12 protein-coding genes and 1 pseudogene are annotated in these 14602 nt (G+C 69.9%); 7 read left to right on the forward strand and 6 right to left on the reverse strand.

The window, feature by feature from the left end:
- Nucleotides 1–96 precede the first annotated feature (96 nt).
- Both ACZ6ZI_RS20790 and ACZ6ZI_RS20795 read right to left on the reverse strand, forming a co-directional pair.
- Nucleotides 97–2073, reverse strand: a complete 1977-nt coding sequence (locus ACZ6ZI_RS20790; protein ID WP_469522866.1) for an RNA polymerase sigma factor — start codon at nt 2071–2073, stop codon at nt 97–99.
- A 97-nt stretch (nt 2074–2170) separates the two neighbouring features.
- Complete coding sequence (locus tag ACZ6ZI_RS20795) at nt 2171–2494, reverse strand: YciI family protein (RefSeq protein ID WP_469522869.1); 324 nt, start codon at nt 2492–2494, stop codon at nt 2171–2173.
- A 173-nt stretch (nt 2495–2667) separates the two neighbouring features.
- Here ACZ6ZI_RS20795 and ACZ6ZI_RS20800 point away from each other — a divergent pair, with 173 nt between their 5' ends.
- Nucleotides 2668–3354 carry a DUF998 domain-containing protein gene (locus ACZ6ZI_RS20800; RefSeq protein ID WP_469522873.1) on the forward strand — a complete coding sequence of 229 codons (687 nt, stop codon included), beginning with the start codon at nt 2668–2670 and terminating at the stop codon, nt 3352–3354.
- A gap of 89 nt (nt 3355–3443) precedes the next feature.
- On the opposite strand, the gene ACZ6ZI_RS20805 is transcribed toward ACZ6ZI_RS20800, so the two are convergent.
- Together ACZ6ZI_RS20805 and ACZ6ZI_RS20810 are read right to left on the reverse strand one after the other, a co-directional pair.
- On the reverse strand, nt 3444–4337 hold the full coding sequence (locus ACZ6ZI_RS20805; RefSeq protein ID WP_469522876.1) for a LysR family transcriptional regulator: 894 nt from the start codon (nt 4335–4337) through the stop codon (nt 3444–3446).
- 129 nt (nt 4338–4466) lie between these two features.
- The gene (locus ACZ6ZI_RS20810; RefSeq protein WP_469522878.1) at nt 4467–5357 is read right to left on the reverse strand and encodes a LysR family transcriptional regulator; all 891 of its coding nucleotides are present in this window, start codon (nt 5355–5357) and stop codon (nt 4467–4469) included.
- A 98-nt stretch (nt 5358–5455) separates the two neighbouring features.
- Between ACZ6ZI_RS20810 and ACZ6ZI_RS20815 the strand changes: the two genes are divergently transcribed.
- From ACZ6ZI_RS20815 to ACZ6ZI_RS20835, 5 genes are all read left to right on the forward strand, one after another.
- On the forward strand, nt 5456–5857 hold the full coding sequence (locus ACZ6ZI_RS20815; RefSeq protein WP_469522882.1) for a VOC family protein: 402 nt from the start codon (nt 5456–5458) through the stop codon (nt 5855–5857).
- 198 nt (nt 5858–6055) lie between these two features.
- Entirely contained in the window at nt 6056–6727 is a 672-nt protein-coding gene (locus tag ACZ6ZI_RS20820; RefSeq protein WP_469522885.1) for a DUF4097 family beta strand repeat-containing protein, read from the forward strand.
- 48 nt (nt 6728–6775) lie between these two features.
- Nucleotides 6776–9052, forward strand: coding sequence for a S9 family peptidase (locus tag ACZ6ZI_RS20825; RefSeq protein ID WP_469522889.1), 2277 nt, complete (start codon nt 6776–6778; stop codon nt 9050–9052).
- A 243-nt stretch (nt 9053–9295) separates the two neighbouring features.
- Entirely contained in the window at nt 9296–10483 is a 1188-nt protein-coding gene (locus tag ACZ6ZI_RS20830; protein ID WP_469522891.1) for a DUF418 domain-containing protein, read from the forward strand.
- A 136-nt stretch (nt 10484–10619) separates the two neighbouring features.
- Complete coding sequence (locus ACZ6ZI_RS20835; RefSeq protein ID WP_469522893.1) at nt 10620–11165, forward strand: hypothetical protein; 546 nt, start codon at nt 10620–10622, stop codon at nt 11163–11165.
- Nucleotides 11166–11510: 345 nt separating this feature from the next.
- Here the strand turns inward: ACZ6ZI_RS20835 and ACZ6ZI_RS20840 are convergent.
- Both ACZ6ZI_RS20840 and ACZ6ZI_RS20845 read right to left on the reverse strand, forming a co-directional pair.
- A pseudogene (locus ACZ6ZI_RS20840) lies at nt 11511–12263 on the reverse strand (transposase family protein).
- A gap of 186 nt (nt 12264–12449) precedes the next feature.
- The gene (locus tag ACZ6ZI_RS20845) at nt 12450–13736 is read right to left on the reverse strand and encodes a hypothetical protein (protein ID WP_469522895.1); all 1287 of its coding nucleotides are present in this window, start codon (nt 13734–13736) and stop codon (nt 12450–12452) included.
- A 277-nt stretch (nt 13737–14013) separates the two neighbouring features.
- Between ACZ6ZI_RS20845 and ACZ6ZI_RS20850 the strand changes: the two genes are divergently transcribed.
- Nucleotides 14014–14235 (forward strand): hypothetical protein, encoded by a 222-nt coding sequence (locus tag ACZ6ZI_RS20850; protein ID WP_469522898.1) that lies wholly within the window; start codon nt 14014–14016, stop codon nt 14233–14235.
- The last annotated feature ends 367 nt before the right edge of the window (nt 14236–14602 follow it).

Here is a 14602-nt window from a genome sequence, read left to right on the forward strand (position 1 = left end):
GGGCTGCCCGCGGCAGGCCGAAAGACGGCCGGCTGTGACCGCGGTGGCGCGGAATTCCCACCCCGCACTGCCGCGCTCGGTACCCGGCGGGGCGAATCACCGCGGCGCCGGCCGGGGTTTGAGCTGGTGCAGGGTGAAGCCGTTGCCTGCCGGATCCAGGGACTTGGTGCTCGCCTTGAACAGGTACTCGGCCCGTTCGTAGGACAGACGTCGACGGCCGGTGTCCGGGCAGAGATCCGCCGGCGCGGGTGTCCGGGCCGGTCCGGGCCGCCGGTCGGAGAGGAAGACCGGGCCCCGTGTCCGGCCGTCCAGGAGCCGGGGCAGGAGCGCGGCGGTACGGGAGCGCCAGCTCAACCAGCCGCGCCCCGTGCGTGCCCTGCGGTCGTCCAGGTCCAGGTCCTCTACGTCGAGTGCCAGGACGGCCTTCACACCGGCCGCCGACTCGTGCAGGAGGCTCCACAACGTCTCTTCGCGCAACGGTAGGTCACTGCGGCTGAAGAGCGCGTCGAGCGGCGGGCGGGCCAACGCCCGGGAGCCGGCGCGGGGACGGGTGTCGGCCCGGCGTTCCAGCCCCGCCGCGAGGTCGCCCAGCGAGGCCCAGGTGCCGAACGACCGGACGGCCGAACGGTGCCGGTTCCAGGTACTGGCCGCGGCCCCTCCCCAGGCGGTCGTGAACGTCTGCGCCACCTGGTCGGCGGTCAGCGCGGCCAGCGGCAGCTGTCCGCCGAGGGCGAGGCACAGACGCCGCAGCGTCTGCCCGTAGGAGTGGAGCGTCGCGGCGTCCAGATCATCGCGGCCCAGGAAATCGTGCGCGGCCTGCGCGAGCGTCGGACGGGAGGGGCCGCCGGTGGGTGTGATCGCCTCCGCACGTCGGTTCAGGAAGGCACGCTCGGAGGCGTTGCCGGTGAGCGCCGCGGCCCGGTGGAACTCCAGCCGCGCCTCCTCTTCCCGGCCCAGGCGGAGCAGCAGATCCCCCCTGACGCTGGGCAGGAGGTGGTAGTCGCGCAGAGTCGCGTCGGTGACCAGGGAATCGACCAGGGCGAGGCCCGCCTGCGGTCCGTGGGCCATGCCGAGTGCCACCGCCCGGTTGAGCTGCACGACCGGTGTCGGAAGCAGCCGGACCAAAGCCCCGTACAGCTCCGCGATCCGCGCCCAGTCGGTGTCCTCGGCGGTACGCGCCTGGGCATGGCTCACGGCGATCGCCGCCTGCAGCAGGTACGGGCCGGGTGTTCCACCGATCTCCCTGGCCCGCAGCATCGCGGTGAAGCCACGGCGGATGAGCAGCTGGTCCCAGCGGCCCCGGTTCTGCTCGTGCAGCGGGACGGGTTCGCCGGCCGGGTCGGTGCGCGCGGCCGAGCGCGAGGCCTGGATCTCCATCAGCGCGACCAGCGCGTGCACCTCGGCCACCTGAGGCGCCGACTCGGTCAGCAACCTCCCCAGCCGCAGGGCTTCGAGACAGAGACCGGGCCGCATCAGATCGTCGCCGGAGGTCGCGGAGTACCCCTCGTTGAAGATCAGGTAGATGACCTCCAGCACGGAGGAGAGCCGCCCGGCCAGCTCTGCGGCCTCCGGCAGGTCGATCGACACACGCCGCTCGGCCAGGGTCCGCTTGGCGGCGGCGAGGCGCTGGGTGATCACCGTCTTGGTGACCAGGAAGGCCCGTGCGATCTCCTCGGCCGTCAGACCGCCGAGCAGACGCAGCGTCAGCGCGGCCCGGGCCTCGGCCGGCAGCACGGGATGGCAGGAGACGAGCATCAGCCGCAGGACGTCGTCCTGTTCGTGGTCCTGCTGCTGGTCGAGACGGTGGGCGAGCTGCTCCTGTTTACGCGTCAGCCGCTCGGAGCGCCGGATGTGGTCGACGGCCCGTCGTCTGGCGGTGGTCGTCAGCCACGCGGCGGGGTTGTCGGGGACCCCCGAGTCGGGCCACTGCTCCAGTGCGGCGACGAGCGCGTCCTGAGCCAGTTCCTCGGCGAGCCCGACGTCACGGACCATCCGCGTGAGTCCCGCGACGATCCTGGCCGATTCGAGCTTCCAGACCGCGTCGACGGTGCGGTGGACATCGGGCGTGGACACAGGCCCGATGACAGCACGGGCCCCGGGTCGCCGGCAAGCCGGGGCACGCCTCGCCGTAGGCCGGGGGCCACGCCCCCGGCCGCGGCGGCGGTGCGGCTCAGGGGCCGAAGACCTGCTGAACCACGCTCTCGCCGTCCCCGACGATCCTTCGGAAACGCCGGGCCAGCTCGATCGCCTCCTCCCTGGACCGGACCTCTATCAACGCGAAGCCGGCCACGGCCTCCTTGGCCTCGGCGAACGGCCCGTCCGTCACCGTGATCTCGTCACCGGCCGAGCGAAGCAGGACACCTCCCGGCTCCAGGCCGCCGGTGGCCAGCAGCGAACCGGCGGCCGTCAACTCTTCGATGAACCGGCTCATCTCGGCGTAGAGCTTCTCGTCGGGGACGGTGGCGGAAGGCCTGGTCGTCATCAGGTAGCGCACGGGGATCCCTCTTCTCGTTTCGTGTCGGGACGCCGCGACGGTCGATCGCGGCGGGCTCTCCTGTCCACCCTCACGTCGAACGAGCCTATGTGACAGGGAATTCGAGCATTCCCTGTCACATCGCTCCTTCGACGTGAGGGCAAGCACCGAACACGACGAGCCGGAGGCACCCGATGACCACCCTCGACCACCGCACCCCCACCACGTCCACCGCGACGGGCACCCCGGCCGCCGCCCGGTCCACGACCCGCCGGCTGCTCACCGCCACGGTGGTGGCCTCACCGCTGTGGGCGGTCGTGGCCCTGACCCAGGCCGCCACCCGGGAGGGCTTCGACATCACCCGCCATCCCCTGAGCGCCCTGAGCAACGGCTCTCTCGGCTGGCTCCAGATCGCCAACTTCCTCGCCGTGGGCACCCTGCTCATCCTCGGAGCGACCGGCCTGCGCCGGGCCCTGCACGGCACCCCCGGAAGCACCTGGGCGCCTCGACTGGTACGGATGTCGGGCATCGGCATGATCGCGGCGGGCGTGTTCGTCATGGACCCGGCCGATGGCTTCCCGGCGGGTACCCCCTACGGAATGCCCACCGCACTCACCTGGCACAGCTACGCTCACTTCGCCGCGGGCGCGGTCACCTTCCTCTCGATGATCGCCGCCTGCTACGTCCTGGCCCGCCACTTCAGCCGCACCGCCCACCGCGGCTACGCCGCCCTCGCCCGTACGGGGGGCACCGCCCTCCTGCTCGGCAACGGTTGGTCGATGAGCGGCGGCAAGGCGGGCACCCTGACGCTGGCCGTGGGCGTCATGACCGCGATGTTCACGATCTCCCTGATCGCCGCCCGCTACCGCCGCAGCCACTGAGCTGCATGCGGACAGTGGCGCGCGCTTCCCGGCAAGGCACCCCGACCACGGCCCCCGGCATGGTCTGCCCCCGTGACGGGCCTGGCCCCTCACAAGGACATCGTCCCCAGTTCCCCGGCGATGCGTACGAAGGACCGGACCATCGGGTTGTCGTTGTCCGACCTCCAGACCAGGCCCCAGCGCATCATCGGGGCGTCGTGGAGGGGGATGTAGGTGACGTCGGGCCGGACGTGGAAGCGGGTGACCTGGGACGCGAAGGAGTGGACGGCCTCACCCGAGGCGATGATCATGAAGATCGAGTCCAGATCACTGGCGAAGCAGATGTTCCGTTCGACCGTCCGGCCGCTGGGCGTGTAGAAGGGCATGAACGCGTCCTCCCAGTAGTCCGGCTGGAGCGAATCCCCGCCGATCACACCGTGGTCGGCGAACACCTCCAGGGACACCGAGCGCCGGACCGCCAGCCGGTGGTCGGACGCCACGGCCGCGACCCGGGGCTCCTCGAAGAGCACCGGGCCCACGGTGAGATCCGGTTCCTCCACGGGAAGCCACGCCAACAGCAGGTCCGCCTCGCCCCTGCGCAGCGGCCCGAACGGATCGATGAAGCCGTTGTAGCGCAGCCGTATCCCGCACGTCGGGTTGACGGAGCGGAACGCGTCCCAGAAGGGCCGCAGTTCCTGGACGTTGGAGACCAGCAGGTTGATCCGTAGGACGTCCGTCTTGCCCTGCGCGGTGAGCCGGGCCCGGTCCACGCTCGCTTTCAGCCCCCGGAAGACGGGGAGCAGGTCGTCGCGGAGCTGCTCCCCGACCGGTGTGAGCCGTACCTGGCGGCTGGTGCGTTCGAAGAGTTCGGCTCCGATCGACCGTTCCTGCTTCTTGATGGCCTGGCTGATCCGCGCCGCCGACACGTGCAACCGTTCGGCGGTCCGTCCGAAGTGCAGCTCCTCCGACAAGGTCAGGAAGATCTCTATGTCGCGCAGTTCCACGTCGCGCCCTCACGTTCTCGTTTGTCTACTGATTGGGGCCTGATCAGCGACGCCTGATCAGGCGTTGACCGTCGGCTTGTCGCCGGGTGCACACGGTGCGAACCGGAGGATCGCGACGGCGGCTGGTGCTTACAAGGACATCGGCCCGAGTTCGCGGGCGATGCGGACGAACGACCTGACCATCGGGTTGTCGTTGTCCGAGCGCCAGACCAGCCCCCAGCGCAGGAGGGACGTGTTGCGGACAGGGATGTAGGTGACGTCGGGCCTGACGTAGAAGCGGGTGACCTGATTGCCCAAGAGGTGGATGACCTCCCCGTCGGCGACGAGCGTGTACAGCTCGTCCAGCGTCGTGACCAGGAACTTCCGTTCGATGGTACGGCCACTGGGCGTGGTGAACGGAGCGAAGGCGTCTTCGAAGTAGTCGGGCTGCGGCCCGTCCGGCCCCACGATTCCGTGGTCCGCGAGCGCTTCCAGGGTCACCGACGAGCAGCCGACCAGCCGGTGTTCGTTGGCCACCAGGGCCACCCGGGACTCCTCGAAGAGCACTGGCCCCACGGTCAGATCTGGCTCTTCCACCGGGAGCCAGGAGAGCAGCAGGTCGACCTCACCTCGCCGCAGCGGGGCGAACGGGTCTATGTAGCCGTTGTGGCTCAGGCGCAGGCCCCACTGCGGATGCCGTGAACGGAAAGCGTCCCAGAAGGGCCTCAGTTCGTGTCCGTTGGTGACCATGAGGCCGATCCGCAGGACGTCCGTCTTGCCCTGGGCGGTGAGCCGGGCCCGGTCCAGGCTCTGCTTCAGGCCCCGGAACACCGGCCGCAGATCACCGAGCAGCTGCTCCCCGACCGGTGTGAGCCGTACCTGGCGGCTGGTGCGTTCGAAGAGTTCGGCTCCGATCGACCGTTCCTGCTTCTTGATGGCCTGGCTGATCCGCGCCGCCGACACGTGCAGGCGTTCGGCCGTCCGTCCGAAGTGCAGCTCCTCCGACAAGGTCAGGAAGATCTCTATGTCGCGCAGCTCCACGCGCCCCCACGTCCCCGCATGTTCGTTAACCCCTGGCTTAACCGGCGTTGCATGATCAACCGTTGATGATCATCTTGTCCACACCGGATGCTCACTGCATGAACGTCGTCACTACCAAGGTGTCCCTGATCGTGGATGACGTGGACGCCTCCAGCCGGTTCTTCACCACTCATCTGGGCTTCCACGAAACCGAGTCGGCGCAGGGGTACGTCTGCCTCCGTCGGGAGGACACCGCCGCCGAGATCGCCCTGACCGAGCGGGACCCCGAGCAGTCGCCGCGGGCCTGGCGGGGGCAGGGCCTGGCCGACCTCGCAGTAACCCTGACCGTCACGGACCTCACCGCCGAGTACGAACGGCTGAGGCGCGAGGGAGCCCACGTCGACGGCGGCATCCGCCGGGAGCCGTGGGGTGAACGACTGCTCCAGCTCACGGATCCCAACGGCGTCGTGGTGCAGCTCACCGAATGGGTCCCGCCGGCAGGCGCCCCCGAACACTCCTAGTCGAAGGGCCTTCCGTCGGTGCCGCACTGCCGGCCCTGTGCCTCCTGCGGAGCCGCAAGGCCGAAGCGGCGGTCGAAGAGGACCAGGCCGGGGGAGCCGCCGCCGGCGGACCCGAGCCCAGCCAGGACCGGTTCGCCGCGGTCGCCGGCCCCTGACGCACGACCACCCACCAGCGACAACGAGCTCAAGGAGAGCACCATGCACAAGTTCGACACCCCCACCGCGCCCGCCGCCGTCCTGGAGCTCCCCGCAGGACGTATCCGGCTCGTCGCCGCCGACCGGACCGACACCACCGTCGAGGTCCTCCCCTCGGACGCCTCGAAGGCCCGAGACGTGCGCGCGGCGGAGCAGACCACCGTCACGTACGGCGACGGAGTCCTGCGGATCACGGCCCCCGCCGCGAACAACCAGCTCCTCGGCAACTCCGGATCCGTCGAGGTCACCGTCCACCTGCCCGCCGGCTCCCGCGTCGAGGCGAAGACGGCCGCCACCGAGTTCCACGGTGTCGGGCGGCTCGGCGAGGTCGCCTACGAGGCCGCGCAAGGCACGGTCGAACTCGCCGAGACCGCGGGTGCCCGCCTCGTGCTCCAGGCCGGAGACATCTCGGTCGGCCGCCTGGGCGGCGCCGCCCACATCAGCACCCGCAAGGGCGACATCCGCGTCACCGAGGCCGTGACCGGCACCGTCACCCTGACCACGGAGCACGGCGAGATCTCCGTCGGCGCCGCCCCCGGCGTATCCGCCTCCCTGGATGCCCGCACCGACCACGGCCGGATCCACAACGCGCTCGCCAACACCGACGGCGCCGACGCCGGTCTGAAGATCCGCGCGACCACCTCCTACGGCGACATCACCGCCCGCAGTCTCTGACCCCGACCCGGCCATCCGCACACCGCGACCGACGAAGGAACGACAACGATGAGCACCACACAGGACTACCAGGCCGCGGAGCGGCTCCTGCGCCGGATCGCCGTCCCGGGCGAGCTGGTGACCGGCGACAAGGTCAGGCCCCAGTGGACCGACGGCGGCGCCCGCTTCTGGTACGCGGTCGGCAACGGCGCCGGCAAGCGGTTCGTCCTGGTCGACCCGGTGGCCGGCACCCGCGAGCCCGCCTTCGACCACGCCCGGCTCGCCACCGCGCTCACCGCCGCCGCAGGACAGCACACCGACCCCGAGGCCCTGCCGTTCACCGGCATCGCCCTGCTCGGCAACGCCGTCGAGTTCGACGCGTTCGGCCGGTACTGGCGCTGCGACCTGGACCGGTACACCTGCGAGCAGGCCGAGTTCACGCCGCCCGGCAACCCGCTGGAGGTGACGTCGCCCGACGGGAAGACCGCCGTCTTCCGCCACGGCCACGACCTGTGGGCCCGCTCGCTGTCCGACGGCAGGCAGTGGGCGCTGACCGCCGACGGCGCCCCCGGCCACCAGTACGGCACCGGCCCGGAATCCACGGCCAACAGCACCCTGCTGCGCAAGATCGGCCTGCCGTACCTGCCACCCGCGGTGGCCTGGTCGCCCGACTCGACCAAGGTCCTCGCCCACCGCACCGACGAACGCGAAGTGCGCGAGACGCACCTGATCGAGGCCCGGCCCGCCGACGGCGGCGCGCCGCGTACGCACACCCAGCGCTTCGCCCACCCCGGCGACGAGCACGTGCCGCGGGCCGAACTGATCGTGCTGGACGTCGCCTCCGGCACGGTGGTCCGCGCGCAGGCCGAGCCGCTGCTCATGCCCGTGATGTCGCCCATAGCCGCCCAGTGGGCGTGGTGGGCCGCGGACGGCTCGGCCGTGTACTACCTCGGCCGGCCCCGAGACCAGCGCACGCTCACCCTGTACCGGCTGGATCCCGCCACCGGCGAGGTCACCACCGTGCTCGGCGAGACCGGCTCCACCCGGGTGGAGCCCAACCAGTGGGCGTACGAACCGCCGATCGTACGGGTGCTGACCGACGAGGTGCTGTGGTACTCGCAGCGGGACGGCTGGGGCCACCTGTACCGCTACGACCTGCGCACCGGCGCCCTGCTCGGGCAGGTCACCTCCGGGGAGTGGGCGGTGCGGCAGATCCTGCACGTCGACGAGGCCGAGCGAGCGGTGTACTTCACCGCCTCCGGCCTGGTCGAGGAGGACCCGTACCGGCGCACGGTGTGCCGGGCCGGTCTCGACGGTTCCGGCTTCACCAGGCTGACCGACGACGGCCTGGACCACGTCGCCACCCTGCCGGGTGACCGGGCCTACTTCATCGACTCCGCGTCCACGGTCGACACCCCGCCAGTGACGACGGTCCGCGACTGGACCGGAAAGGTGCTGGTCGAGCTGGAGCGCGCCGACGTCACCCGGCTCGCCGCCACCGGCTGGACGCCGCCGGAGCGGTTCCGCGTCAAGGCCGCCGACGGGGAGACGGACCTGTACGGGGTGCTGTACCGGCCGCGGGGCTTCGACCCGACCCGGCGCTACCCGGTCATCGACAACATCTACCCGGGCCCGCAGCTCACCCGCGTCACCCCCAGCTTCGACCCCGGCGGGATGGGCATCGACGCGGAACCCCTCGCCGCGCTGGGCTTCGTCGTGGTGGCCCTGGACGGGCGGGGCACCCCGGGGCGCAGCAAGGCCTTCCACGACGCCTCCTCCGGCCGCCTCGCCGACGCCGGCAACCTGGCCGACCACGTCGCCGCACTGCGGCAGCTGGCCGAGACCCGGCCGTGGATGGACCCGGACCGGGTGGGCGTGTTCGGCCACTCGGGGGGCGGGTTTGCCGCGGCGCGGGCGATGCTGGACTTCCCCGCGGTCTTCAAGACGGGGGTCGCCCTCGCCGGCTCGCACGACGCCCGCCACTTCAACGCCGGCTTCGTGGAGAGCTACGACGGCGCGGACAACCCCGAGGCCTGGGCCCGCACGTCCAGCGTGGACCTCGCCGACCGCCTGGAGGGCAGACTCCTGCTGATCCACGGCGAGATGGACGACCAGGTCCACCCCGAGCAGACGCTCCGCCTGGCCGACCGCCTCATCGCCGCCGGCAAGGACTTCGAACTGTTCATCGTGCCGGGCGCCGAGCACACGTTCATCGACCACCTGGCCTACGTCCGCACCCGCTGCTGGGACTTCCTGGTGCGCGAGCTGATGGGCGAGCAGCCCCCCGCCCACCGTCCGGCACCGATCCCGATCGGCCCCGAGCTGCTCGCGGACCTGTTCGGCTGAACCGAACCGAACCGGCCCGGCCCGGTCCTCGCGGGCCGGGCCCAAGGCTCCTGCCGGGGTACTCGCCCTCCCACGGCCGGGAAGGCGTGGAGTACGTGGACCCCAGGCCGGTGAAGAGGGTGGGCAACGACGCCGCCGCGGCCCGGCCCCGGGGGGCGGCGTACCCCCTCTGACCAAAACCCCGACGAAATCAACAGGGCCTGCGAACGCAACCTCGGGAGCCTTTACACCCTCCCACTCCACATGGGAGCGAATCGACTCATGGGGCTCGACGCGGCCCGCGGCATCGCAGTCCTCGGCATGTTCGCGGTTCACGTCGGCCCGACCCCCCGTTTCTCCGGCGCCGGCTGGTTGCTCGTCGCTGCCGACGGCCGAGCCCCGGCCGTCTTCACGCTGATAGCGGGCTTCTCCCTTGCCCTGGCTCGCTCTCGCATCGCCGAAAAGCGCCTGCTGTGGACGACGCTGACCCGCTGCGCCGTCCTCGCCGCCCTCGGTCTGTGGCTCGCGGCCCTTTCCCCCGGGATCCTCGTCATCCTCGCTTTCTACGCCCTCTACTTCCTGGCCGCGGAGCCCTTCACCCGCCTCCGCACCCGCACGCTGATCGCGGTGGCCGCCGCGAGCATCGTGGTGGGCCCCGTGCTCTCCTACGTGTTGGGCAACGCGTTCGGCCTGCGCACCGGCGGACGCGGCGCGACGCCCCTCCCGGGCGACCTCGCCGACTGGAGCGACGCCGGCCGGGCCCTTGGACAACTGACCCTGTCAGGCGCGTACCCCCTGCTCACCTACTTCCCGTACATCCTGGTCGGCATGGCCTTGGGCCGCCTCACCGACCTGCGCCGCACTCGCTCCGACCGCCTGCTGATCATCGGAGGGACCGCGGCCACCGTCACCGGGTACGGTCTGTCCTGGCTCGCCCTGCACCCCGGAGGGCGCCAAGGCCCGCTCCTCGACGCCGTCGCGCGCGAACACCGCTGGGCACTGGCTCACCCCGACCCGATCGCCGCCGTCCTCGAATCGCAGTTCGGCGCCGTACCCAGCACCTCGTGGGACTGGCTGCTCCTCGCCACCCCGTACAGCCAGACCCCACTGGAGACCCTCGGCAACGCCGGCGTCGGGGCCCTGCTGATCGGACTGATGGTGGCGCTCGCCCGAACGCGGGTTGCGGCGAAGGCGCTGGGTCCGGTCGCCGCCGTCGGCGCGATGGCCCTGTCCGTGTACGTCGCACACGCACTCGCCCTCGTCATGCTCCCGGACGCCAGGAGCGACTGGGCGTCCCTCCTCTGGTACGTGGCGGCAGCTCTGCTGGGCTGCCTGACCTGGCAGTACGCATGGCGCGGCAGCCCCCTGCGGCGCGGCCCGTTGGAATGGGCCCTGCGCGCCCTGACCCGGCCCCGGAGCGCGGGCCGGGAGGGGGCTGCCGTCAGCCGTTGAGCGGAGTCGGCGGTGCGCGGGGAGGAACATGGGCCGGGGCCGACCCGGATTCGAGGGACTCCACCGGGGCCGGCGCAGGGGGTTCCATGGTGTGCTGCCGGGAATCGGCCTGGGCCTGGTAGGTCTCGGAGCGAGATTGAACAGCCGCAGCACCTTGTCGTTCTTCCACGAGCAGGGGCCGGGCGGTCGCAGTCGGTTCCGGCTTGAGGGCGCCCTTGCCCGGTGGCGGGGAGTGCTGCCCGCGACGGCAATGGTGCCCGACTCGGTGCCTTCGGCACGCCGGCGCCGGGCCCGGGCGTGCTACCCGGAAGCGAGAGAGGGATGGCTCGAAAACGCTGAGAAGCATGCCCTCACCGAAGAGGAAATCGGTGAGCTGGAGGCAGAGATTGCTACGCTGCGGGAGCGTGGCTTACTGATGGAGGACTGCTGGGTGAACCGGGCCGTGGTGACAGATTTTTTCCCCTTTGCCAAGGGGGATGGTGCAGTTTATTTTGATCCCATCAATGGAGATTTCCGTACCGGAGATCACGTGAAAATCATCCGCAGGGGAGTTGAAGTCGCCGAGGCGGTCATCTTTCCTCGCGATGGGAACGTGGCATCTTCCGGTCGAACCGGACCACGTCCGCATGCGCTGGTGAAGGGTTTCGTCTGCGCAGTCGGCGACATCATCGAAGCCGGCTGAATTCGCATCCACTGCTCAGGCGGGCACCGAATCGAGCAGGAGTTTTGAATGTGGATATTCGACAACCCGAATCCTCCAACTATTGACCCCGTAGTGGTGGGCGACAGTGGAAGTCTGGCATTTCACGACCGTCGCAGTACACTGCCCATCCATGAGGTCGCTGCAGCAGTTGAGGAGTTTTGTCGAATCGGCACAGGGGCGCGGTCTGAATCAATCAGCTGGGTATCAGGAAATCCTGCCGGTCACCGAATTCCAGAAGACCAGTAAAGACCTGGCTAGAGGGCTGTCTCGTAAATGCTCTCAGAGCTGTCTCGGGCGCGGGCGGCGGTAGCGTGGGCAGCGTCGCTATCCGGCGAGCGTGAGATTGTGCATCCGTGGGATGCCGAGCATGGTGTGGTGGACGCCGTCGCCTTTGAGGCGGGAGCCGCAGAGGATCTTCCATGTCTTCATGCGGGAGCGGACCTGATTGTGGGAGCCGGTTGTGCTGCTCCTTCCGGCCCGGGAGTTCGGCCTGGCCCTTCGCCTTTCGGTGCGGGATGACCAGGCCGGTGCCCTGGTGGCCGCCGCCCGCGATCGTGGTGGTGTTGCCCACGGCGGCTTTGGCACCGGATTCCTCCCAACCGCGGGAGTCGTGCCGCTTGGCCGCCAGCGGTCGGCCGATCACCACGACGAGGCGGGTGTCCGCGTCGATGACGATCTGGTGGGCGGTGGAGTAGCGGTAGTTCTTGGACTGTGTTCGGCCACGGTGTGATCCCGGGTGGGTACGAGCGTGCCGTCCACGATGAGCGCGGTGCCCTTGGCGAACCTCTTGCGGGGCTGGAGAGCGAGCATGGGCCGAGGTGGTCGATGGTGCGGTCCGCCGCCGACTTCGAGACCCCGAACAACGGAGCGAGCTGTCGCATCGTCGGGTTCGTTTCACCAGTAGGTGTTGACCAGCAGGGCGCGGTCCTCCGGTGGCAGGCTCCACGGCCGGCCCTTGCGGACCGCGTCGGCGCCCTCGCGCCGCAGCACCGTCACCGGCTTGCCGAAGTCGCGCGGGCTCAGCCCGGTAATCGGGACTATCCAAGACGGCTCTGACGCTGTGATCGCACCAGCCATACCAAGATCATCTCGCCCGCGACCGGCAGTTAGCGGGACAGCTCTTAGCCGACTGACCTGCGATTCCTCCAGATCGCCTGTTTCGGGTACTCGAGATGACGCTCCGTTACCACCGAACGTGAGGCAGAGCCGTTCGATTGATAGACCCACAGGGCGCCGAACCTCGGAACTGGATTGCTGTAGGGCTTATGGGCAGCCGACGGCTTCCTTTGGTGGGCTGGTCGCGGGACCGAAGATCTGAGTCAGCGGGTCAGGGAAGTGGGCGACGGTGTCCTTGCCCGCAGTACCCAGGGCGCGGAAGGGCCCGACGAAGCGGCGGTAGGTGTTCCCGTCATGGGAGTAGTCGACGAGGACTCCCCATTCGTAGTTGCCCTTACAGGCCTTCACGTCTACGCGGATGATGGCTGGATCAGTGGCGCTGACGGAGAACCCGGGGCCCAAGGGATTGGCCTTGGCCTTCTCGCCGTCGGGAAGCGTCTTGCCTACGACACCTTGGTCAGCGAAGGTTGAATTGTCCAGGTCGTAGTCGAAGACGCGACCGTAAGTGTCACCGCAGCCGCCCTGGGTCACGGCGATCCATGCGGGAGGTCCGATCCGGGCGGGGACGGAGGTGGAGGGCCGAATGTCCTCCACGATGACGGTCTTGCCTGCCTCGGCGCTCAGGGTGAGGTACAGATGGCCGGCGCCCCAGGTGGCCCCGCCCTCGGCGGTGACGGTCTCGCGGAAGTCAATGCTGGAGCGGAAGTCGATGCCCCTGGACACGAAGTCCGCCAGTGGTGGCCCGCCGGCTGGCATCGCCACCGATGTGGCGCCGTCGCACTCCTTCAATGCCGGCCATGACGAGTTCAGACGTAGTGGTCCCGTGTCGGCTGCGGACGCGCTCGGCTGGGGAGGTGCGGAGGCGGCGGGGGACTGGACGCGGGGCTTGTCGCTCGTGCTCTCGCCGCCGCCGTCCCCGCCCTGGATGAACGCGCGAATGCCCAGGACGGCGGCGGCCAGGCCGACCACGACGGCAGCGGCGATCGAGACGACGGCCACCGTGCGGCGCGCGTGCCCAACTGTGGCGGGAGTCGTATCGTAGGCGACCGGCTCGGCCGGATCGGAGACCGGCGCGTGAACCGCAGGGGTCGGGGGTGGGAACCGCGGCCCGGGGTCTCCTCCGCACCGCCGGTAGGCATCGGCCCAGTGGGTCAGGGTCTCGGTGATGTTCTCGTACCGTTGGTGTTTCAGGCAGATCCTGATCAGCAGCTCGACTTTGTGCCATTCAGGCTGGGTGTCGGGCAGTCGGCGGTCGAGGAGGTTGCTGAAGGTGGTCTTGCTGTAGCCGCGATCTGTGGCCGTCTCTCTGGCTACGTCACGGCTCTGGATGGCCAGTTCCTCGAACGTCGGTCCTTCCTTCTGCAGCGTGCGCAGGGCCTTGCGGTAGCCCTTCCACTCGCCCGCCGCTTCCAACTCTTCGAGCCAAGTCCCCACCCGTGCAGCCCCTTTCGCCGCCGTGCCACGGGACCAGCATCCCGTACATCCCACCTGTCACGGTCCTAGAACGGCACACTCGCCTGACAATCTTGTCCATTCGATCTCTACTTGCATGGCTGAACTGCGTGAACGTCGCGCCCGGCGGACCGGGAAAATTCAGGAACGCTCCTCCTCTCGATCGGCTCTCACCGGTCCTGTTGCCTCGTCCCATGCCGCTCACGAGGCTGCCCGCCCCACCCGGAGCGGGAAGAACCGCGGAAAGGATCAGCCACCCATGGCCGTCAACAACCCGCCCTCACAGGGCCTGACGAAGACGGTGAAGATTATGGCGATCATCATCGCCATCCTCTTCGGGCTCGTCGCAGCCCCCATCGCCTACATGCTGAGCCGCCACCTTGGTGGCAGCGCGCTCATCGGTGTCGGCTGGTCCGCCGCCAGCTTCACCGTCACTCTGGGCATCGTCATGGCCATCGAGGAGAAACTGGGCATCCTCTGACCGCACCACCGCACCACCGCACGTCCCGGCTGCCCCGGTACTCCATCGTCGGAGTGCCGGGGCAGCCGGGACACTTCGGTCCCCCCGAACGCACGCCCGGTCACGCGGCCTGTCGGCAGCAGCGGCCCGAAACAGGCGTGGGTGGTCGCCGTTCGCGCGGACCATCACGCCAAGCGGCGTCACGCGCCTTCCTCGGCCCGCCGCTCACCGCGCATGTGCGCCCCGAGACAGTCCATGGCATCCCTGTGCTTCACACGCTACGGCGCGTCTCTTGGCGGAATCCGCAACCCATGACCAGCAACCCCCAAGGCCCGGTACCGAGCGGGCAGGGCATCGTCGTTTCCGGGGTCGTGGCAGCCCTCGGTCC

Source organism: Streptomyces sp. NPDC103540 (assembly GCF_055584445.1).